This window comes from Streptomyces sp. B15 (assembly GCF_018070605.1).
GTDB classification, from domain to species: Bacteria; Actinomycetota; Actinomycetes; order Streptomycetales; family Streptomycetaceae; genus Streptomyces; species Streptomyces smyrnaeus.
Genome location: NZ_JAGPXJ010000007.1, coordinates 103620 through 124507 on the forward strand (window position 1 = coordinate 103620; position 20888 = coordinate 124507).

At 69.8% G+C, this 20888-nt stretch carries 20 protein-coding genes; all 20 read left to right on the forward strand.

All coding sequences use genetic code 11. From position 1 onward, the window contains the following. Positions 1-21 precede the first annotated feature (21 nt). The 20 genes from thrC (at position 22) to KBY19_RS05845 (ending at position 20882) form a co-directional block, all read left to right on the forward strand. Positions 22-1146, forward strand: a complete 1125-nt coding sequence (gene thrC, locus KBY19_RS05750) for a threonine synthase (protein WP_099886782.1) — start codon at positions 22-24, stop codon at positions 1144-1146. Positions 1147-1718: 572 nt separating this feature from the next. Beyond that, positions 1719-2750, forward strand: a complete 1032-nt coding sequence (gene thrB, locus KBY19_RS05755) for a homoserine kinase (RefSeq protein ID WP_247690634.1) — start codon at positions 1719-1721, stop codon at positions 2748-2750. 403 nt (positions 2751-3153) lie between these two features. Continuing rightward, entirely contained in the window at positions 3154-5268 is a 2115-nt protein-coding gene (gene rho, locus KBY19_RS05760; RefSeq protein ID WP_210956190.1) for a transcription termination factor Rho, read from the forward strand. Between the two features lie 406 nt (positions 5269-5674). Continuing rightward, complete coding sequence (locus KBY19_RS05765; protein ID WP_099886783.1) at positions 5675-6859, forward strand: LCP family protein; 1185 nt, start codon at positions 5675-5677, stop codon at positions 6857-6859. 215 nt (positions 6860-7074) lie between these two features. Next, positions 7075-7299, forward strand: a complete 225-nt coding sequence (rpmE, locus tag KBY19_RS05770) for a 50S ribosomal protein L31 (protein WP_099884254.1) — start codon at positions 7075-7077, stop codon at positions 7297-7299. Between the two features lie 134 nt (positions 7300-7433). Then, complete coding sequence (gene prfA, locus KBY19_RS05775) at positions 7434-8504, forward strand: peptide chain release factor 1 (protein ID WP_099886784.1); 1071 nt, start codon at positions 7434-7436, stop codon at positions 8502-8504. Between the two features lie 19 nt (positions 8505-8523). Beyond that, complete coding sequence (gene prmC / locus KBY19_RS05780) at positions 8524-9369, forward strand: peptide chain release factor N(5)-glutamine methyltransferase (RefSeq protein WP_099884256.1); 846 nt, start codon at positions 8524-8526, stop codon at positions 9367-9369. Further along, entirely contained in the window at positions 9369-10016 is a 648-nt protein-coding gene (locus tag KBY19_RS05785; RefSeq protein ID WP_099884258.1) for an L-threonylcarbamoyladenylate synthase, read from the forward strand. Before prmC ends, KBY19_RS05785 begins: the two co-directional genes overlap by 1 nt. Positions 10017-10057: 41 nt before the next feature. Next, the gene (locus tag KBY19_RS05790; protein ID WP_210965307.1) at positions 10058-10678 is read left to right on the forward strand and encodes a protein-tyrosine-phosphatase; all 621 of its coding nucleotides are present in this window, start codon (positions 10058-10060) and stop codon (positions 10676-10678) included. Between the two features lie 83 nt (positions 10679-10761). Beyond that, positions 10762-12117, forward strand: a complete 1356-nt coding sequence (locus KBY19_RS05795) for an MraY family glycosyltransferase (protein ID WP_185018151.1) — start codon at positions 10762-10764, stop codon at positions 12115-12117. A 267-nt stretch (positions 12118-12384) separates the two neighbouring features. Further along, positions 12385-12810: a hypothetical protein gene (locus tag KBY19_RS05800; protein ID WP_099884262.1), complete on the forward strand. Its 426-nt coding sequence runs from the start codon at positions 12385-12387 to the stop codon at positions 12808-12810. Positions 12811-13031: 221 nt separating this feature from the next. Continuing rightward, the gene (gene atpB / locus KBY19_RS05805; RefSeq protein ID WP_099884264.1) at positions 13032-13862 is read left to right on the forward strand and encodes a F0F1 ATP synthase subunit A; all 831 of its coding nucleotides are present in this window, start codon (positions 13032-13034) and stop codon (positions 13860-13862) included. 77 nt (positions 13863-13939) lie between these two features. Beyond that, complete coding sequence (gene atpE / locus KBY19_RS05810; RefSeq protein WP_099884266.1) at positions 13940-14194, forward strand: ATP synthase F0 subunit C; 255 nt, start codon at positions 13940-13942, stop codon at positions 14192-14194. Between the two features lie 42 nt (positions 14195-14236). After that, entirely contained in the window at positions 14237-14800 is a 564-nt protein-coding gene (locus KBY19_RS05815; protein ID WP_180289759.1) for a F0F1 ATP synthase subunit B, read from the forward strand. Next, positions 14797-15612: a F0F1 ATP synthase subunit delta gene (locus KBY19_RS05820; RefSeq protein WP_099884268.1), complete on the forward strand. Its 816-nt coding sequence runs from the start codon at positions 14797-14799 to the stop codon at positions 15610-15612. Before KBY19_RS05815 ends, KBY19_RS05820 begins: the two co-directional genes overlap by 4 nt. A gap of 156 nt (positions 15613-15768) precedes the next feature. Further along, a complete protein-coding gene (gene atpA / locus KBY19_RS05825) occupies positions 15769-17340 on the forward strand; it encodes a F0F1 ATP synthase subunit alpha (protein ID WP_210965296.1) in 1572 nt (523 codons plus the stop codon). A gap of 2 nt (positions 17341-17342) precedes the next feature. Then, positions 17343-18281 (forward strand): F0F1 ATP synthase subunit gamma, encoded by a 939-nt coding sequence (locus KBY19_RS05830; RefSeq protein ID WP_099884272.1) that lies wholly within the window; start codon positions 17343-17345, stop codon positions 18279-18281. 2 nt (positions 18282-18283) lie between these two features. Then, on the forward strand, positions 18284-19726 hold the full coding sequence (gene atpD / locus KBY19_RS05835; protein WP_099884274.1) for a F0F1 ATP synthase subunit beta: 1443 nt from the start codon (positions 18284-18286) through the stop codon (positions 19724-19726). Positions 19727-19890: 164 nt separating this feature from the next. Further along, positions 19891-20274, forward strand: coding sequence for a F0F1 ATP synthase subunit epsilon (locus tag KBY19_RS05840; protein WP_099884276.1), 384 nt, complete (start codon positions 19891-19893; stop codon positions 20272-20274). Positions 20275-20423: 149 nt separating this feature from the next. Beyond that, complete coding sequence (locus KBY19_RS05845; protein WP_185018152.1) at positions 20424-20882, forward strand: DUF2550 domain-containing protein; 459 nt, start codon at positions 20424-20426, stop codon at positions 20880-20882. The last annotated feature ends 6 nt before the right edge of the window (positions 20883-20888 follow it).

The following is a 20888-nucleotide window of genomic DNA, read 5'->3' on the forward strand; positions in this document are numbered from 1 at the left end:
ATGGAGCCTCCGATGTCACAGATGCGTGCCGCCGTCGGCGATGCCGCCTCGTCCGCGTCCGCCGCCCAGGGGACGGGACGCTCCACGGGGCGCCCGCAGTGGCGCGGCATCATCGAGGAGTACCGCGACCGCCTGCCGGTCGCCCCAGAGACCACCCCCGTCACGCTCCGTGAAGGCGGCACCCCGCTGGTGCCCGCCCAGAAGCTCTCCGAGCTGACCGGCTGCGATGTCCATCTGAAGGTGGAGGGCGCCAACCCCACCGGCTCCTTCAAGGACCGCGGGATGACGATGGCCATCACCCGTGCCAAGGAGGAGGGGGCGCAGGCCGTCATCTGCGCTTCCACAGGTAACACCTCGGCGTCGGCCGCGGCGTACGCCGTCCGAGCGGGGATGGTCTGCGCGGTGCTGGTGCCGCAGGGCAAGATCGCGCTGGGCAAGATGGGGCAGGCGCTGGTGCACGGCGCCAAGATCCTCCAGGTCGACGGCAACTTCGACGACTGCCTGGAGCTGGCCCGCGGGCTGTCGGACAAGTACCCGGTGGCGCTGGTCAATTCGGTCAACCCGGTGCGGATCGAGGGGCAGAAGACCGCGGCCTTCGAGATCGTCGACATGCTCGGGGACGCCCCCGACATCCACGTACTGCCGGTGGGCAACGCGGGCAACATCACGGCCTACTGGAAGGGCTACCGGGAGTACCACGAGGACGGCCCGGCCACCCGCACGCCGCGGATGTGGGGATACCAGGCGTCCGGCGCGGCACCGATCGTGCGCGGCGAGGCCGTCAAGGAGCCGAGCACCATCGCCACCGCCATCCGGATCGGCAACCCGGCGTCCTGGACCCTGGCCGAGCAGGCGCGTGACGAGTCGGGCGGCTTCATCGACTCGGTGACCGACCGTCAGATCCTTCGGGCGTACCGGCTGTTGGCCGCTCAGGAGGGCGTGTTCGTGGAGCCGGCCTCGGCCGCCTCGGTCGCGGGGCTGATCCAGGCGGCCGAGCAGGGCAAGGTGGACCCGGGCCAGCGCGTCGTCTGCACCGTCACCGGCAACGGCCTCAAGGATCCGGACTGGGCGGTGGCGGGCGCGCCGCAGCCCATCGTCGTCCCCGTCGACGCGGACGCCGCCGCCGGGCGGCTCGGCCTGGTCTGAGCCGGCGCCCGGCGACAGCGGTCCCGCCACTGGTCTGAACCGGTTGCCGCCGGTCGGTCACGGTGGGTCGGTCGCCGCCGGTCCGAACCGGCAGCCGCCGGTCGGCTGCCAGCGGGGGAACCGGCTGCCACTGCGGGTCGCCGTAACTGGTCGGGACCGATTCCGGCCGGGGCGGTTTCCCGGGGCCGTGCTCCGGGGCAGATCCCTGATGCGGGTCTCACCGGACGCTTCCGGACGGGGTGCGCGGGGTCGGACACCCGCTTCGGAGCACGCGAAGCGGAGCGTCCGGCCAGCGACCCGTACCGGTTCCGCCCGGGCCGGTTCCGCCTCCGGGCGGGAACGGTCCGGTGCGCGGCACGCATGCGTACCGCGCCGAAGCACGGGGAGGCTCACGACACGCATCGTGCGCCTCCCGTGCGCCCTATGTCGCCAGTGAACCCACCTTCGATAGGCTGAGTTTCACCCCGACTCCCGTACGTCCCCACCGCGGGTGAGCGCGGAGCCGTGACCGGTCCGGCGCAGCCGCGGTCGAGGGTGCTCCGCAAACCCAAACCAAGGAGAGTCATCGAGAGATGGCCGGTCCCGCGTTCCGCGCCGCCGCCGTCCGGGTGCGCGTCCCCGCCACCAGCGCCAACCTCGGCCCCGGCTTCGACGCCCTGGGCCTCGCCCTGGGGATCTACGACGACGTGGTGGTCCGCGTCGCCGACTCCGGGCTGCACATCGACATCGCGGGCGAGGGCGCCGAGACACTGCCCCGCGACGAGAACCACCTGCTCATCCGCTCCCTGCGCACCACCTTCGAGCTGCTGGGCGGGCAGCCGCGCGGCCTGGAGGTCGTGTGCGCCAACCGCATTCCGCACGGCCGCGGCCTCGGCTCCTCCTCCGCCGCCATCTGCGCCGGCGTGATGGCGGCCCGCGCCGTGACCACCGGCGGCGAGGCCCGGCTGGACGACACCGCGCTGCTGGAGCTCGCCACCGAGATCGAGGGCCACCCCGACAACGTCGCCGCCTGCCTGCTCGGCGGCTTCACGCTGGCCTGGACGGACGGCGGCGCGGCCCGCGCGCTGCGGATGGAGCCCGCCGCATCCCTCGTCCCGGTGGTCTTCGTCCCGGCGAAGCCCCTGCTCACACAGACCGCGCGAGGGCTGCTGCCGCGCAGCGTGCCGCATGTGGACGCGGCGTTCAACGCGGGGCGCGCCGCACTGCTCGTCGAGGCCTTGACGCGCCGTCCCGAGCTGCTGCTGGCCGCCACCGAGGACCGGCTGCACCAGGAGTACCGCGCCCCGGCGATGACGGAGAGTGCGGAACTGGTCGGCGGACTGCGCGCCGAGGGCGTTCCCGCCGTGATCTCGGGCGCCGGACCGACGGTTCTGGCGCTGGCGGCGGACGACGGCGAGGCCGACAAGGTCTCGCGGCTGGCGGGCGACGGCTGGACGGCCAACAGGCTCTCCCTCGATCTGGCCGGAGCCAGCGTCCTGCCGCTCTCCGCCACGGCCCGGACCAGCGGAAACGATGCCGGGAACGGCGCCGGGCAGGAGGCCGGGAACGGGGTCGGGAACGGGCCCGGAAACGCACCGGGAGGCACGGGCAGCGGGCCCCGGTGACGGCGGGTTGCGGATCTTCGAGAGGGGGAATGTTTGTTGGATCCGGTAGTGTTAACCTCAAGTCTGCACTCGCAGTCTCGTGGGCCCCGCACAGGAAAGTGCGATGGTTCGAAGAGTGCGGTGCTTGCGTGTTCCCCTGGCAGCCCCAGCAGGGACCACCTCTTCTCCCAGGAGCCTCCCACACTGCTCGGCCCACTGCCGGGCAGGGGCGAACACGCTCCGGAGCCGACGTGAAGGACATCCATGTCGAGGCTTCACGCCGAACCCACGTACTGATCTCCCCGCCGTACATCAAGGCGGGACCACCGCCCCGGTCAGGTCCGCGAACACAGGACCCCAACCGGACAGCACAACCGGTCGCCGAGCCAGACTGGCCGACGTCCGCTCCAGGGAAGGACCCTTCGTGAGCGACACCACCGATCTGATGGGCGTGAACGCCGATACCGCAGCCGACGGTGCCGCGGCGCCCGCCGCTACGGACGCATCCGCCACGCCTGCCTCCGGTGCCGCACCCAGGCGTCGGCGCTCCGGCACGGGGCTCGAGGGCATGGTTCTGGCCGAGCTCCAGCAGGTAGCCTCCAGCCTTGGCATCAGGGGCACCGCACGGATGCGCAAGAGCCAGCTGATCGAGGTCATCAAGGAGCGCCAGGCGGGCGGCAGTTCGGACTCCGCGCCCGCCGCCTCGGGCAAGGGCGCCAAGGCCGCCGACAGCAAGGCCGCCGACACCAAGCAGGCCAAGGACGCCAAGGCCGACAAGGCCGCCGGCAGCGGCAAGTCCGCCGACGGCGCCGAGGAGGCGAAGCCGAAGCGCCGCGCCACCTCCCGGGCCCGTACCGGTGAGGCCGAGGCCGCGCAGCAGGACGCCTCCGGCAGCCAGCAGCAGATCGACATCCCCGGCCAGACCGAGGGTGACGCAAAGGCTGCCCAGGAGGGCGGCCGTGGCCGCCGCACCAAGGCCGAGGCCGCGGCCGACACCGCCGAGGGCCGTACGGACGCCAAGTCCGGCGGTGAGGGCGGCAAGCAGGCTGCCCAGGACGGCAAGGCCGCCCAGGACGGCAAGGAAGGCAGGTCCGAGCGGTCCGACAAGGACGGCAAGGGCGGTTCTTCCGGCGAGGGCAAGCAGCAGCAGGGGGACCGCCCCTCCAAGCGCGAGCGCCAGCGGGACCGCGACCGCAACCGCAACAAGAACGACGGCGGCGGTGGCGGTGGCGGTGGCGGCCAGCAGAACCAGGCCGGTGGCGGCGGAGGCCGCCGGGACGGCCGGGACGACTTCGACGACGACGGTGGCGGCCGTCGCGGGCGGCGCGGCCGCTACCGCGACCGTCGGGGCCGGCGCGGCGGCCGGGAGGACTTCGAGCCGCAGATCTCCGAGGACGACGTGCTGATCCCCGTCGCGGGCATCCTCGACATCCTCGACAACTACGCGTTCGTGCGCACCTCCGGCTACCTGCCGGGGCCGAACGACGTGTACGTCTCGCTGGCCCAGGTCCGCAAGAACGGCCTGCGCAAGGGCGACCACGTCACCGGCGCGGTCCGCCAGCCGCGCGAGGGCGAGCGGCGCGAGAAGTTCAACGCGCTGGTCCGCCTGGACTCGGTCAACGGCATGTCACCCGACGACGGCAAGGGTCGTTCCGAGTTCAACAAGCTCACCCCGCTCTACCCGCAGGAGCGACTGCGGCTGGAGACGGAGCCGAACCACCTCACCTCGCGGATCATCGACCTGGTGGCGCCGGTCGGCAAGGGGCAGCGCGGTCTGATCGTGGCCCCGCCGAAGGCGGGCAAGACCACGGTGCTGCAGTCGATCGCGAACTCCATCACCCGCAACAACCCCGAGTGCCACCTGATGGTCGTCCTCGTCGACGAGCGTCCGGAAGAGGTCACCGACATGCAGCGGTCGGTCAAGGGCGAGGTCATCTCCTCGACCTTCGACCGCCCGGCCGAGGACCACACCACCATCGCCGAACTCGCCATCGAGCGGGCCAAGCGTCTGGTGGAGCTGGGCCACGACGTGGTGATCCTGCTGGACAACATCACCCGGCTGGCCCGCGCCTACAACCTGGCGGCGCCCGCCTCGGGCCGGATCCTCTCCGGTGGTGTCGACTCGACCGCGCTCTACCCGCCGAAGAAGTTCTTCGGCGCCGCGCGCAACATCGAGGACGGCGGCTCCCTGACGATCCTCGCCGCGGCGCTGGTGGAGACCGGCTCCCGGATGGAAGAGGTCATCTTCGAGGAGTTCAAGGGCACCGGCAACATGGAGCTCAAGCTCGACCGGAAGCTCGCCGAGAAGCGGATCTTCCCCGCGGTGGACGTGGACGCGTCCGGCACCCGTAAGGAAGAGATCCTCATGGCGAACGAGGAGCTCCAGATCGTCTGGAAGCTGCGGCGCGTGCTGCACGCCCTGGACCAGCAGCAGGCCATCGAGCTGCTGCTGGACAAGATGAAGCAGACGAAGTCCAACGCGGAGTTCCTGCTGCAGATCCAGAAGACGACCCCGACGCCGGGCAACGGCCAGGACTGAGACGACGGCCCCGACGCCGGGCAACGGCCAGGACCCAGGTCCGTAGGCCGGGGCCGGCGGTCGGGCTGTCGCCCGGACGGATGAAGGCGAGGGCCGCTCCACCACGCACGGTGGGGCGGCCCTCGCCGTGCGTTTTGGCTGCTGAGAGCTTGACCACAGGCCCTACCGACCGGTGACCGGTGTGGTCTCGGCAGGCGCGGGTACGTCGTCGCAGGTAAAACGGGAGCAGTGCCGGGTTGCGGCCCGGTCCGTGCGCCGCTGTCCCGTCACGCGTGCTTACGGCGCGCGGTGACTCGTTGTGCAACCCTTCCGGCGAGATGCAGCGTCCCCTACGGGACAACGTCTGCACCGGAACGACGTCCACACAGGACAACGGCGCCACGAGGCAGGACTGAGGGAAGTGACCATGGCGGGCGACAGCTACGAGGGCGACACGGCGGCAGCGCGCCGCTCCCGGGGCATACGTGCCTCCGGCCGTCGCCGCAGGCCGCTCAGCGGCCGCCGACGTGCCGTGCGGGTCGCCGCCTGGACCGCCGCGGGGGCGGTCGTGCTCGGCGGGACGAGTCTCGGGTTCGTCTACTTCAAGCTGGACGGGAACATATCCGGCGTCGACATCAACGCGGCCCTGGGCACCGACCGGCCGCAGGACGTGCCGAACGGCTCGATGGACATCCTCGTGCTGGGCTCGGACAGCCGCGCCGGTGCCAACGCGAAGTACGGCAAGGACGAGGGCACCGCCCGCTCGGACACGGCGATGGTGCTGCACATCAACGAGAAGCACGACAAGGCCAGCGTGGTCTCGATACCCCGGGACACCCTCGTGCAGCGGCCCAGTTGCAAGGGCGACGAGTCGGTGGACAACAAAACCGTTCCGGCGCAGCGGGCCATGTTCAACTCGGCCTATGAGGTCGGCGGCCCCGCCTGCGCCGTCAAGACCGTCGAGTCCCTCTCCGGCGTGCGGATGGACCACTACCTCGAGGTCGATTTCGCGGGCTTCCAGCGCTTGATCAACACCCTGGGCGGCGTCGAGATGACCACCCACGAGGCGATCAAGGACAAGGACAGCCATCTGAATCTCAAGGCGGGCACCCACCGCCTCAACGGTGAGCAGTCCCTGGGCCTGGTCCGTACCCGGCACGGGGTGGGGGACGGCAGCGACCTGGGCCGTATCCAGCTCCAGCAGGCGTTCTTGAAGGCGCTGATCGACCAGGTCAACAGCGTCGGGGTGTTCAGCAGCCCGAAGAAGCTCTACGACCTGGCCGACACCGCGACCTCCGCGATCACCACCGACTCGGACCTGGACTCGGTCAGCAAGCTAACCGGCATGGCGAAGATGCTCAAGGGCATCAAGTCCGACGACATCCAGATGACGACGCTGCCGGTCAGGTACGACCCGAACGACCCGAACCGTGTCGTGCAGATCGACTCGAAGACCAAGAAGGTCTGGTCGGCGATCAAGCACGACAGGCCGGTGCCGAAGTCCGCCACCAAGGGCTCGGCGGGCGACAAGACCGACATAGGCGATGTGGTGCAGCAGGGCAAGGCCCAGGCGGCGCCCAAGGCGGAGCCGGACGGGCGGACCGGCCGCTGACGGACGGGCGGACCTGTCGCTGGCGGGCGAGCGGAAGCGGACCGGCGCCGCGCTGACGAGAGCCGGCGGGCCGACCAAGGGGGCCGGAGGAATACCGGGCGCCTCCCCCCGGTTTTGGGGGGTGCGGGAACCAGTGGCAAACTGGACCGTCGGCCCCGGTTCACGGGAAACAACCCGTATCCCGACCCGGTGCCCTCCCGAACCTAGGAGTCACCTTGAAGCGCGACATTCACCCCGAGTACCGCGAGACCCAGGTGAGCTGCACCTGTGGCAACTCGTTCACCACGCGTAGCACCATGTCGGAAGGCATGATCCGCGCCGACATCTGCTCGGCCTGCCACCCGTTCTACACCGGCAAGCAGAAGATCCTCGACACCGGTGGCCGCGTGGCCCGCTTCGAGGCCCGCTTCGGCAAGAGCGCCGGCAGCGCCAAGAAGTAGCGACACTGCAGCGCCGGTCCGCGGCTGCCCTGCGGGGCAGCGCGGCCCGGCGCTCTTTTGGTGCTCAGCGCCCCGGCGCCGCTCCGTTCACCCGGCGAAGCGGCGCCCCCACTCATCAGTAAGGGATGGCCACGATGTTCGAGGCGGTCGAGGAACTCGTCGGCGAGCACGCCGACCTGGAACGGCGGCTCGCCGATCCGGCGATCCACGCCGACCAGGCGGGCGCCCGCCGGCTCAACAAGCGCTACGCCGAACTCACCCCGATCGTCACCGCCTACAGCGAGTGGAAGCGGACCGGGGACGACATCGGCACCGCGCGGGAACTGGCCGCGGAGGACCCGGACTTCGCCGACGAGGTCAAGCAGCTGGAGCGGCGCCGCGAGGAGCTGACCGAGCGGCTGCGGCTGCTGCTGGTCCCGCGCGACCCCAGCGACGACAAGGACGTCATCCTGGAGATCAAGGCGGGCGAGGGCGGTGACGAGTCCGCGCTGTTCGCCGGTGACCTGCTGCGGATGTATCTGCGCTACGCCGAGCGCAACGGCTGGAAGACCGAGCTGATCGAGTCCAACGAGTCCGATCTCGGCGGCTACAAGGACGTGCAGGTCGCGGTGAAGACCAAGGGGTCGGCCGAGCCGGGCCAGGGCGTGTGGGCGCGGCTGAAGTACGAGGGCGGTGTGCACCGCGTGCAGCGGGTGCCGGCCACCGAGTCGCAGGGCCGTATCCACACCTCGGCGGCGGGTGTCCTGGTGCTGCCCGAGGCCGAGGACGTGGACGTGGAGATCAACCCGAACGATCTGCGCATCGACGTCTACCGCTCCTCCGGGCCCGGCGGGCAGTCGGTGAACACCACCGACTCGGCCGTGCGCATCACCCACGAGCCGACCGGCATCGTCGTCTCCTGCCAGAACGAGAAGAGCCAGCTCCAGAACAAGGAGCAGGCCCTGCGCATCCTGCGTGCCAGGCTGCTGGCCGCCGCCCAGGAGGAGGCCGAGAAGGAAGCCTCCGACGCGCGCCGCAGCCAGGTCCGTACGGTCGACAGGTCCGAGCGGGTGCGCACCTACAACTTCCCGGAGAACCGCATCTCCGACCACCGTGTCGGGTTCAAGGCGTACAACCTGGACCAGGTGCTGGACGGCGAGCTCGACCCGGTCATCCAGGCGTGCGTGGACGCGGATTCCGCGGCCAAACTGGCCGCCGCTCAGTGACGCCCGGGAGGGGGACGGAGTGAACGTGCTGCTTGCCGAGGTGGCGCAGGCCACCCAGCGGCTCGCCGATGCGGGCGTGCCCTCGCCGCGCTTCGACGCCGAGGAACTGGCCGCCTGGGTGCACGGTGTCTCACGGGGCGAGCTGCACCGGGTCGCCGACGCCGACTTCGACGCGCGCTACTGGGAGGCGGTGGCCCGCCGCGAGGCGCGCGAGCCGCTCCAGCACATCACCGGGCGGGCCTTCTTCCGCTATCTGGAGCTGCACGTCGGGGCCGGTGTCTTCGTGCCCCGGCCGGAGACCGAGTCGGTGGTCGGCTGGGCGATAGACGCGGTACGGGCCATGGACGTGGCCGAGCCGCTGATCGTGGACCTGTGCACCGGATCCGGCGCCATCGCGCTCGCGCTCGCCCAGGAGGTGCCGCGCTCCCGGGTGCACGCCGTGGAGCTGGACGAGGCGGCGCTGGTGTGGGCGCGCAAGAATGTCGAGGGCTCGCGGGTGACGCTGCACCAGGGCGACGCGCGGACCGCGCTGACCGAGCTGGACGGCCAGGTCGACCTGGTGATCTCCAATCCTCCCTACATCCCGCTCACCGAGTGGGAGTATGTGGCGCCGGAGGCCCGCGACCACGATCCGCAGATCGCGCTGTTCTCCGGAGAGGACGGCCTGGACGTCATCCGCGGTCTGGAGCGCACCGCGCACCGGCTGCTGCGCCCCGGCGGCGTCGTGGTCATCGAGCACGCCGACACCCAGGGCGGGCAGGTGCCATGGATCTTCACCGAGGACCGCGGCTGGGCCGACGCCGCGGACCACCCCGACCTCAACAACCGGCCCCGTTTTGCCACCGCACGCAGGGAGGTGCCGTAATGGCACGGCGATACGACTGCTCCGATGCGACCGACCGGGCGACCGGGCTGCGCGAGGCCGCCTCGGCCGTCAGGCGCGGGGAACTCGTCGTGCTGCCGACGGACACCGTCTACGGCGTCGGCGCGGACGCGTTCAGCGCCGACGCCGTCGGTGATCTGCTGGAGGCCAAGGGCCGCGGCCGGGGTATGCCCTCCCCGGTGCTGGTGGGCTCGCCGAACACGCTGCACGGCCTGGTCACGGACTTCTCCGAGACGGCCTGGGAACTGGTCGACGCCTTCTGGCCCGGCGCGCTCACCCTGGTGGCGCGGCACCAGCCGTCGCTGACCTGGGACCTGGGGGAGACCCATGGCACGGTGGCCGTGCGGATGCCGCTGCACCCGGTGGCCATCGAGCTGCTGACCGAGTTCGGCCCGATGGCCGTCTCCTCGGCGAACCTGACCGGGCACCCGGCGCCGATGGACTGCGACGCGGCCCAGGAGATGCTGGGCGAGTCGGTCGCCGTCTATCTGGACGGCGGCCCCACCCAGGACAACGTGCCCTCCTCCATCGTGGACGTCACCGGCTCGGTGCCCGTCCTGCTGCGCGCGGGCGCCATCGGGGCCGACGAGCTGCGCAAGGTCGTGCCGGGCCTGGAGGTGGCCCCGTAGTGACCGCCCCACCCGGGCGTGGGCCGGCCGAGGCCGGCGGCATAAGCGGCGCCGACGGCGCGTTCCGTATCCTCCACGTCTCCACAGGCAACGTGTGCCGCTCGCCGATCACCGAGCGGCTCACCCGGCATGCCCTGGCCGAACGGCTGGGGGAGAGCCGCATGGGCGGCCTCGTGGTCGAGAGCGCCGGAACCTGGGGCCACGAGGGCGCGCCCATGGAGGAGAACGCGGTGGCCGTGCTGCTCGAACACGGTGCGGACGCCTCGGACTTCACCGGGCGCGAGCTGCTGGACGAGCATGTGATCCGGGCCGACCTGGTGCTGACGGCCACCCGCGACCACCGTGCCCAGGTGATCTCCATGGGCCACTCCGCGGGCCTGCGCACCTTCACGCTCAAGGAGTTCACCCGGTTGGTGCGGGCCATAGACCCCGCGACCCTGCCGGCGGCCGGCAGCGCCGAGGGCGTGGTGGAGCGGGCCCGCGCGCTGGTCCAGGCGGCGGCCGCGCTGCGCGGCTGGCTGCTGGCGCCCAGCCCGGAGGCGGACGAGATCTACGATCCCTACGGTGCCCCGATCCCGTACTTCCGCAGCGTCGGCGAGGAGATCAGCGGGGCGCTGGACCCGGTGGTCACCGCGTTGACGGGGGTTCCCGCGCACACGTAGCGGCACCACGGAGAACCAGCAGGCAGGAGTGAGCGTGTCCTATGGTGTGGGCCTGAACAGCCCGCGAGACTTTTGGGGAATCGGTGCGTGAATATCTGCTGACGCTGTGCGTCACGGCCGCGGTCACCTATCTGCTGACCGGGCCGGTGCGGAAGTTCGCCATCGCGGCGGGCGCCATGCCGCCGGTGCGCGCGCGTGACGTGCACCGGGAGCCGACGCCGCGACTGGGCGGCATCGCGATGTTCGGCGGGCTGTGCGCGGGGCTGCTGGTGGCCTCGCAACTGACCAACATCGGCGAGCTGTTCACCCTTTCCGACGAGCCCCGCGCCCTGCTGTCGGGCGCCGGTCTGATCTGGCTGATCGGTGTGCTGGACGACAAGTGGGGCGTCGACGCGCTGGTGAAGCTGGGCGGGCAGATGATCGCCGCCGGTGTGATGGTGCTCCAGGGGCTGACGATCCTGTGGCTGCCGGTGCCGGGCGTGGGCAATGTCGCGCTCACCCCCTTCCAGGGCACGCTGCTGACGGTCGCGCTGGTCGTCATCACCATCAACGCCGTGAACTTCGTGGACGGGCTGGACGGCCTCGCCGCGGGCATGGTGTGCATCGCCGGGGTGGCGTTCTTCATGTACGCGTACCGCATCTGGTACGGCTACGGCATCGAGGCGGCGGCCCCCGCCACCCTGTTCGCCGCCGTACTGATGGGCATGTGCGTGGGTTTTCTGCCGCACAACATGCACCCGGCGCGGATCTTCATGGGCGACTCCGGCTCCATGCTGATCGGCCTGGTGCTGGCGGCCGGTGCGGTCTCCATCACCGGCCAGGTGGACCCGGACGTGATGGTCGAGCACACCGGTTCGGTGAAGTCCGCCGTGCACACGATGGTGCCCTTGTACATGCCGCTGCTGCTGCCGCTGAGCATCATCGCCATCCCGGTCGCCGACCTGGTCATGGCGATCGTGCGGCGCACCTGGAACGGGCGTTCGCCGTTCGCTGCCGACCGGGGCCATCTGCACCACCGGCTGCTGGAGATCGGGCACTCGCACAGCCGTGCCGTGCTGATCATGTACTTCTGGGCCGCGTTGATCGCCTTCGGCGCCGTGGCGTTCTCGGTGCGCTCCTCCAGCCTGGCGATCGTGCTGGCGGTCGTGCTGTTGAGCGCTGTGGGTCTGGTGGTGCTGCTGATGCCGCGCTACACGCCCCGGGTGCCCGGGTGGGCGCAGCGGGTGCTGCCGCCCCGGTACCGGCGGTCGCTGTCGGAGCCCGAGCCGGCGGCGGATGCCGCGGCGACCCCGCCCGGACCCGGTGAGGACCCCGCTCCCGCGGGCGAGACGGCCGAAGAGGCCGAGCGTGAGCCCGCGATGGCCGGTCTCAACGGCGCCACGGCCATCGGGGAGCGCCGGCAGTTCACCAGGCCCAAGAAGATCAACAGCCACGACTGAGCAGCTCGATGCCCGGGGAATTGCCTTATACCAGACATAGCGTTCGCCGTCAGTGGCGAACGCGCACTGTCACACCCCTGTGTGACAGGAGGCACACCAAGTAGGTAAAGACCTCATCAAATAGTTTGTGATACCGTTCACGAAACCCGGTGGCCAGCCGAAGTCTCGCACTCCCGCGGGCCCTTCTGCCGGGAGGTCCGTCCTCCACGCCGGGGCTACGCTCGTCATCGACGACCCTCGTCCCCCGATTTCCCCGGAGCACACCACATGCAGTCGAACGACGCACGCATGCTCCTGCACTGCGCCGTCCCGACCGCCGTAGCCGGTGTCGTGGCCGCAGCGATCAGCGCCGTGTTCGCAGCAGGTAAGGGCGCCATCGGTGCCGCGGCCGGAGCACTCGTCGTGATCCTCTTCATGGGTCTCGGCGTTTACGTCCTCCAGCGGGTAGCGCGCTCCTTTCCGCACCTCTTTCAGGCGATGGGGCTGCTTCTGTACACGACGCAGATTCTGCTGCTGTTCGTCGTGCTGGTGGTCTTCCGGGATACGACCCTTTTCGACACCTCGACCTTCGCGTTCACACTGCTCGGCGCCACTGTTGTGTGGGTGGCGGCACAGGGCAGGGCCCACCTGAAGGCGAAGATCATGTACGTCGAACCGACCTCGGGCTCCGGCGAGAAGGCCAGTGCCACGTAGGGGCGGGATAAGCGCTCGTTCGAGCAACTGCTATCGTCCGTTGCCAACTGCGGCGCAGCAGACAGGGGACGGCAGAGTGCCCTCCATTTCCGGATCCCACGGACGGAACGGACACTTTCGCACCCTGATCAGCCGCCGCCCCCGATTCGTAAGACAAAGACCAGTGCCGTTCCGTGGCCGCACGCCGCGCCGACACAACGAGGTAGCCGTTTTCATGCGCCATGCAGAAGGAGCCCGCGGTGAGTGCTGACCAGATGCTCGCCTTTGAGACCGACTGCCACCTTTTCAGTGGCTGCGGCTTCGAGGCTCCAGGGCTCCACTCGTTCGTCTTCGAGCCGATGTTCAGCATCGGCGGATTCGACTTCAACAAGCCGATCCTGCTCGCCCTCGTGGGCACGTTCGCCATCGTGGCGTTCTTCTGGGCCGCCTTCAGCAAGCCGAAGCTGGTGCCCGGCAAACTCCAGATGATCGGCGAGGCCGGTTACGACTTCATCCGCCGAGGCGTGGTCTACGAGACGATCGGCAAGAAGGAAGGCGAGAAGTACGTCCCCCTGGTGGTGGCGCTCTTCTTCTTCGTGTGGGTGATGAACCTGTGGTCGGTCATCCCGCTCGCACAGTTCCCGGTGACCTCGATCTTCTCGATCCCGCTCGGCCTCGCGCTGCTGGTCTACCTCATCTGGGTCCCGCTGACCTTCAAGCGGCACGGCTTCGTCGGCGCGTTCAAGAACTTCACGGGGTACGACCCGTCGCTCCCCGGTGGGGTGCGGCCGCTGGTCATGGTCATCGAGTTCTTCTCGAACCTGCTGGTGCGCCCCTTCACGCACGCCGTCCGGCTCTTCGCGAACATGTTCGCCGGACACATGCTGCTGGTTCTCTTCACGATCGCGACCTGGTACATGCTCAACGGCATCGGGATCGCCTACTCGGCCGTCTCCTTCGTGATGACGATCGTGATGGTCGCCTTCGAGTTGTTCATCCAGCTCATCCAGGCGTACGTCTTCGTCCTTTTGACCTGCACCTACATCCAGGGCGCGCTCGTCGAGGAACACTGAGCAACCCCTTTACCGCACAATCCCCAGCTGTCCGGCGGCCAACCCCCGCCGGTCCGTACAGAGAAGGAAGTAACGGCATGTCCGCTGCTCTCGACATGGTCAACCTCGCCGCCACCGAAGGCGTTACCGGCAACCTGGGTTCGATCGGCTACGGCCTCGCCGCCATCGGCCCCGGCATCGGCGTCGGCATCGTGTTCGGTAACGGCACCCAGGCGCTGGCCCGCCAGCCCGAGGCGGCCGGTCTGATCCGTCAGAACCAGATCCTCGGCTTCGCCTTCTGTGAGGCGCTGGCCCTCATCGGCATCGTCATGGGCTTCATCTTCCGCTCCTGACGTACCGAGCGAACGAACCCATTTCCGACGGAAGGCACTGACGTGAACGCCCTGGTACACATGGCGGAGACCGAGGTTCCGCAGAACCCGCTCGTTCCGCCGATCCCAGAGCTGGTCATCGGCCTGATCGCATTCGCCATCGTCTTCTTCTTCCTGTGGAAGAAGCTCCTTCCGAGCATCAACAAGGTGCTGGAAGAGCGTCGTGAAGCCATTGAGGGCGGCATCGAGAAGGCCGAGGCGGCTCAGCAGGAAGCTGCCGACGTACTGCAGCAGTACAAGGACCAGCTCGCCGAGGCCCGCCATGAGGCCGCCCGGCTGCGTGCCGAGGCACAGGAACAGGGCGCCGCGCTCATCGCCGAGATGCGCGCCGAGGGCCAGCGGCAGCGTGAGGAGATCATCGCCGCCGGCCACGCCCAGATCGAGGCCGATCGCAAGCAGGCCGCGCACACGCTCCGCCAGGACGTGGGCAAGCTCGCCACCGACCTGGCCGGCAAGCTCGTCGGCGAGTCCCTGGAGGACCACGCCCGGCAGAGCCGTGTCATCGACCGCTTCCTCGACGGGCTCGAAGAGGCTGCCGAGGCCGACGCCAGCGGAGCCGCCCGATGAACGGTGCGAGCCGCCAGGCGCTTGCCGCCGCGCGCGAGAGCCTGACCGCGCTGACCGACTCCACGTCGGTCGACGCCGCGGCCCTCGCCGACGAGCTCGCCGCCGTCACGGCGCTGCTGGAACGTGAGGTCTCGCTGCGCCGGGTCCTCACCGACCCGGCGAAGGACGGCGAGGCCAAGGCGTCGCTGGTGCGGCAGGTGCTCGGCAGCCGGCTCAGCGGCCCGGCCGCCGACCTGGTCTCCGGCATGGTCCGCTCCCGCTGGTCCGCGCCGCGTGACCTGGTCGACGCCGTCGAGGAGCTGGCCGACCTGGCCGACCTGATCGCGGCCGAGCGGGACGGCTCGCTGGACGACGTCGAGGACGAGCTGTTCCGCTTCGGGCGGACCGCGGCCTCCTCGCCGGACCTGCGTGCGGCGCTGGCCAGCCGCACGGCCCAGGCCGAGGCCAAGCGCACCCTGGTGCACCAGCTGCTGGACGGCCGGGTCAGGCCGGCCACCGAGCGTCTGGTCACCCGGCTGGTGACCCAGCCGCGGGGACGTAGCCTTGATGGTGGGCTCGAAGCGCTGTCCCAGCTCGCAGCCGAGCGCCGTAACCGTTCGGTCGCCGTCGTCACCTCCGCGGTGCCGCTCAGCGACGGGCAGAAGCGGCGCCTGGGCGCGGCGCTGGCCAAGCTGTACGGGCGCCAGGTGCATCTGAACCTGGACGTGGACCCTGAGGTCCTCGGCGGGATCACGGTGCGGGTGGGCGACGAGGTCATCAACGGCTCCATCGCCGACCGGCTGGACGAGACCCAGCGGCGGATGGCGGGCTGAGGCAGCCGCAGCAGGACCCGGCGCTGAGCGCCAACCAACTCAACAAGCACGAACGCGGCCCGAGTTGGGCCGTACAAGGGAGTCGGGGGAGTCACCGAGTCACCCCCCGGAGCCCGAAGGAACTTACGGGCCCAACAAGGAGAGCAGGGAACCCAGATGGCGGAGCTCACGATCCGGCCGGATGAGATCCGGGACGCGCTGGAGAACTTTGTCCAGTCGTACACGCCGGACGCGGCCTCGCGCGAAGAGGTCGGTACGGTCAGCGCTGCCAGCGATGGCATCGCGAAGGTCGAGGGGCTGCCCTCGGCCATGGCGAACGAGCTGCTGAAGTTCGAGGACGGCACCCTCGGCCTCGCCCTCAACCTCGAGGAGCGCGAGATCGGTGCGGTCGTCCTCGGTGAGTTCAGCGGCATCGAAGAGGGCCAGTCGGTGCAGCGGACCGGCGAGGTCCTGTCGGTCCCGGTCGGCGACGGCTACCTCGGCCGTGTCGTCGACCCGCTGGGTGCCCCGATCGACGGCCTCGGCGAGATCGAGGCCGAGGGCCGCCGCGCCCTGGAGCTGCAGGCCCCCACGGTCATGCAGCGCAAGTCGGTGCACGAGCCCATGGAGACCGGCTACAAGGCCGTCGACACCATGACCCCGATCGGCCGTGGCCAGCGCCAGCTCGTCATCGGCGACCGTCAGACCGGCAAGACCGCGCTGTGCGTCGACACGATCATCAACCAGCGCGACAACTGGCGCTCGGGCGACCCGGACAAGCAGGTCCGCTGCATCTACGTCGCCGTCGGCCAGAAGGGCTCCACCATCGCGTCCGTGCGCGGCGCGCTGGAGGAGGCCGGTGCGCTGGAGTACACGACGATCGTCGCCGCCCCGGCGTCCGACCCGGCCGGCTTCAAGTACATCGCCCCCTACACCGGCTCGGCCATCGGTCAGCACTGGATGTACCAGGGCAAGCACGTGCTGGTCGTCTTCGACGACCTGTCCAAGCAGGCCGACGCCTACCGTGCCGTCTCGCTGCTGCTGCGCCGCCCGCCGGGCCGTGAGGCCTACCCGGGTGACGTCTTCTACCTGCACTCCCGGCTGCTGGAGCGCTGCGCCAAGCTCTCGGACAACATGGGCAAGGGCTCGATGACCGGTCTGCCGATCGTCGAGACGAAGGCCAACGACGTCTCGGCGTTCATTCCGACCAACGTCATCTCCATCACCGACGGGCAGTGCTTCTTGGAGTCCGACCTGTTCAACGCGGGCCAGCGCCCGGCGCTGAACGTCGGTATCTCCGTCTCCCGCGTCGGTGGCTCGGCCCAGCACCGGGCCATCCGCCAGATCACCGGTTCGCTCCGGGTGGACCTGGCCCAGTACCGCGAGCTGGAGGCGTTCGCCGCCTTCGGTTCCGACCTGGACGACGCGTCCAAGGCGTCGCTGGAGCGCGGTAAGCGCATGGTCGAGCTGCTCAAGCAGCCGCAGTACGCGCCGTTCGCCACCGAGGACCAGGTCGTCTCCATCTGGTCCGGCACCAACGGCAAGATGGACGACGTCCCGGTCGAGGACATCCGACGCTTCGAGCGCGAGCTGCTGGACTACATGCACCGCGAGGAGCAGGCCCTGATGACCGGCATCCGCGAGGGCGCGAAGATGTCGGACGACACGATCCAGGCCCTGAGCGACGCGGTCGACAAGTTCAAGAAGCAGTTCGAGACCTCGGACGGCAAGCTGCTGGGCGAGGGCTGAGCATGGGTGCCCAGCTCAGGGTCTACAAGCGGCGGATCAAGTCCGTCTCTGCGACCAAGAAAATCACCCGGGCGATGGAGATGATCGCCGCCTCGCGCATCATCAAGGCGCAGCGCAAGGTGGCAGCGTCCGAGCCGTACGCGAAGGAGCTGACCCGCGCGGTCACCGCCGTCGCGCAGGGTTCCGACGCCAAGCACCCGCTGCTGACCGAGGCGGAGCAGCCGAAGCGGGCCGCGGTGCTGCTCATCACGAGCGACCGCGGTCTGGCCGGCGGCTACAACTCCAACGCCATCAAGGCGGCCGAGCAGCTGAACACCCGGCTGGCCGCCGAGGGCAAGGAGATCGACAGCTACATCGTCGGTACCAAGGGCGTGGCCTACTACGGCTTCCGCAACCGGGTCGTCAAGGAGTCGTTCACCGGCTTCACCGACAACCCGACCTACGCGGACGCGAAGGCCGTGGCAGCACCGCTGATCGAGGCGGTACAGGCGCAGGCCGCGGACGGCGGTGTGGACGAGCTGCACATCGTCTACACCGAGTTCGTCTCGATGATGACGCAGACCGCGGTGGACGCCCGGATGCTGCCGCTCTCCCTCGACCAGGGCACCGAGTCGCCCGGCGACGGCGAGGGCACCGCCAAGGGCAGTGCCGTCGTCCTGCCGCTGTACGAGTTCGAGCCCTCGGCCGAGGATGTGCTGGACGCGCTGCTGCCGCGGTACGTCGAGTCGCGTGTCTACAACGCCCTGCTGCAGGCAGCAGCGTCCAAGCACGCCGCCACGCGGCGGGCGATGAAGTCCGCGACCGACAACGCCGAAGAGCTCATCAAGTCGCTGACGCGGCTTGCCAACGCGGCCCGCCAGGCCGACATCACCCAGGAAATCAGCGAGATCGTCGGTGGGGCGAGCGCGCTGGCTGACGCTAACGCGGGGAGTGACCGCTAACCATGACCACCACTGTTGAGACGGCCGCTGCGACGGGCCGCGTCGCCCGGGTCATCGGCCCGGTCGTCGACGTGGAGTTCCCCGTCGACGCCATGCCGGACATCTACCAGGCGCTGACGGTCGAGGTGCTCGACCCGGCCGAGGACGGCAAGCGGAAGACCCTGACCCTGGAGGTTGCCCAGCACCTCGGTGAGGGTCTGGTCCGCGCCATCTCCATGGAGCCGACCGACGGCCTGGTCCGCCAGGCCCCGGTGACCGACACCGGCGCGGGCATCACCGTGCCCGTCGGCGACGTGACCAAGGGCCGGGTCTTCAACACCCTCGGCAAGATCCTCAACGAGCCGGAGGCCGAGTCCGAGGTGACCGAGCGGTGGTCCATCCACCGCAAGGCCCCCGCCTTCGACCAGCTCGAGTCCAAGACCGAGATGTTCGAGACCGGTCTGAAGGTCGTCGACCTGCTGACCCCGTACGTCAAGGGCGGAAAGATCGGCCTGTTCGGCGGCGCGGGCGTCGGCAAGACCGTCCTCATCCAGGAAATGATCATGCGTGTGGCCAAGCTGCACGAGGGCGTTTCCGTGTTCGCCGGTGTGGGCGAGCGCACCCGTGAGGGCAACGACCTGATCGAGGAGATGGCCGACTCCGGCGTGCTCCCGCAGACCGCGCTGGTCTTCGGTCAGATGGACGAGCCCCCGGGGACGCGACTGCGCGTGGCGCTGGCCGGTCTGACCATGGCGGAGTACTTCCGCGATGTGCAGAAGCAGGACGTGCTGTTCTTCATCGACAACATCTTCCGCTTCACCCAGGCCGGTTCCGAGGTCTCCACCCTGCTCGGCCGGATGCCCTCCGCGGTGGGCTACCAGCCGAACCTGGCGGACGAGATGGGTGTGCTCCAGGAGCGCATCACCTCGACCCGTGGTCACTCCATCACCTCGATGCAGGCGATCTACGTGCCCGCGGACGACCTGACCGACCCGGCGCCCGCGACCACCTTCGCGCACCTGGACGCCACCACCGTTCTGTCGCGTCCGATCTCGGAGAAGGGCATCTACCCGGCGGTGGACCCGCTGGACTCCACCTCCCGGATCCTGGACCCGCGCTTCGTCTCCCAGGAGCACTACGACTGCGCCGAGCGCGTCAAGGGGATCCTGCAGAAGTACAAGGACCTGCAGGACATCATCTCCATCCTCGGCATCGACGAGCTGTCCGAGGAGGACAAGCTCACGGTGTCCCGCGCCCGCCGTATCGAGCGCTTCCTGTCGCAGAACACCCACGCGGCCAAGCAGTTCACCGGTCTCGACGGATCGGACGTGCCGCTGGACGAGTCGATCGCGGCCTTCAACGCGATCGCCGACGGCGAGTACGACCACTTCCCCGAGCAGGCGTTCTTCATGTGCGGTGGCCTTGACGACCTCAAGGCCAAGGCGAAGGAGCTCGGCGTCTCCTGACGTCGGACTCCCGAGCCGCGGTGCGCCGTTTGCGCCTCGGCGCACGGTCGCGAACGGCCGTACGCGGATGTGCGCCGGTTGTGCTCCGGGGCGGGGGCGGGTGCCAGTACCCGCCCCCGCGCCGCACCCCTTATCCTTTCCCCATCCCAGTCTGAGGAGCCACAGTGGCTGAGCTGCACGTCGAGTTGGTCGCCGCCGACCGCAAGGTCTGGTCCGGCGAGGCCAGCCTGGTCGTCGCGCGCACCTCCTCGGGTGATATCGGTGTCATGCCCGGCCATCAGCCGCTGCTCGGCGTGCTGGAGTCCGGCCCGGTCACCATCCGTACGACGGGCGAGAGCGGCAACGGCACCGTCGTCGCCGCGGTGCACGGCGGGTTCATCTCCTTCGCCGACAACCAGCTCTCGCTGCTCGCCGAGGTCGCGGAGCTGACCGACGAGATCGATGTCGAGCGGGCGGAGCGCGCGCTGCAGGACGCCAAGTCCAAGGCCGACGAGGACGCCGAGAAGCGTGCCGATGTCCGACTGCGAGCGGTGACGGCCGCACGCTGACGTTTGTCGCGTCACACTCGGCGCACGACGACCCTCAGCCGCGGGTGGTCCCGGAATTATCCGGGTCCGTCCGCGGCTGAAGCCATACAGCAGGGTTTGAGAGACTTGTCGCTCGGCAGGTCCCGGAGAGAGCGAGGAGGTCGGTGAAGATGGTCCTCGCTCTGTTGCTGTGCGGCGTGGTCGTCCTGCTGGTGATGGCGGGACTCTTCGCCTTCGGGGTACGCCGACGGCTCATCCAGCGATCCGGCGGTACGTTCGACTGCAATCTGCGCTGGGCCGTCTCCGAGACAGAGGCCGTCGACCCCAAAGGAAAAGGGTGGGCGTACGGAATCGCCCGCTACAACGGGGACCGCATCGAATGGTTCCGCGTCTTCTCCTATGCCCCCCGGCCCCGCCGCCATCTGGTGCGCGGGGCCATTGATGTTCTCGAACGTCGCTCCCCGCTGGGCGAGGAGGAGCAGGCGCTGCTCTCCGACGCCGTGGTGCTCGCCTGCGCCGTGGGCCCGGAGCGGGTACGGGTGGAGCTGGCGCTGAGCGAGGACGCCCTCACCGGCTTCCTCGCCTGGCTGGAGGCCGCCCCTCCCGGTCAGCGCGTCAACGTGGCCTAGGCCCCG

Coding starts and splice junctions, on each gene's coding strand:
- thrC (WP_099886782.1), top strand. CDS start 22: ATGCGTGCCGCCGTCGGCGATGCCGCCTCGTCCGCGTCCGCCGCCCAG.
- thrB (WP_247690634.1), top strand. CDS start 1,719: ATGGCCGGTCCCGCGTTCCGCGCCGCCGCCGTCCGGGTGCGCGTCCCC.
- KBY19_RS05765 (WP_099886783.1), top strand. CDS start 5,675: ATGGCGGGCGACAGCTACGAGGGCGACACGGCGGCAGCGCGCCGCTCC.
- prfA (WP_099886784.1), top strand. CDS start 7,434: ATGTTCGAGGCGGTCGAGGAACTCGTCGGCGAGCACGCCGACCTGGAA.
- KBY19_RS05785 (WP_099884258.1), top strand. CDS start 9,369: ATGGCACGGCGATACGACTGCTCCGATGCGACCGACCGGGCGACCGGG.
- KBY19_RS05800 (WP_099884262.1), top strand. CDS start 12,385: ATGCAGTCGAACGACGCACGCATGCTCCTGCACTGCGCCGTCCCGACC.
- atpB (WP_099884264.1), top strand. CDS start 13,032: ATGCAGAAGGAGCCCGCGGTGAGTGCTGACCAGATGCTCGCCTTTGAG.
- atpE (WP_099884266.1), top strand. CDS start 13,940: ATGTCCGCTGCTCTCGACATGGTCAACCTCGCCGCCACCGAAGGCGTT.
- KBY19_RS05820 (WP_099884268.1), top strand. CDS start 14,797: ATGAACGGTGCGAGCCGCCAGGCGCTTGCCGCCGCGCGCGAGAGCCTG.
- atpA (WP_210965296.1), top strand. CDS start 15,769: ATGGCGGAGCTCACGATCCGGCCGGATGAGATCCGGGACGCGCTGGAG.
- KBY19_RS05830 (WP_099884272.1), top strand. CDS start 17,343: ATGGGTGCCCAGCTCAGGGTCTACAAGCGGCGGATCAAGTCCGTCTCT.
- atpD (WP_099884274.1), top strand. CDS start 18,284: ATGACCACCACTGTTGAGACGGCCGCTGCGACGGGCCGCGTCGCCCGG.
- KBY19_RS05845 (WP_185018152.1), top strand. CDS start 20,424: ATGGTCCTCGCTCTGTTGCTGTGCGGCGTGGTCGTCCTGCTGGTGATG.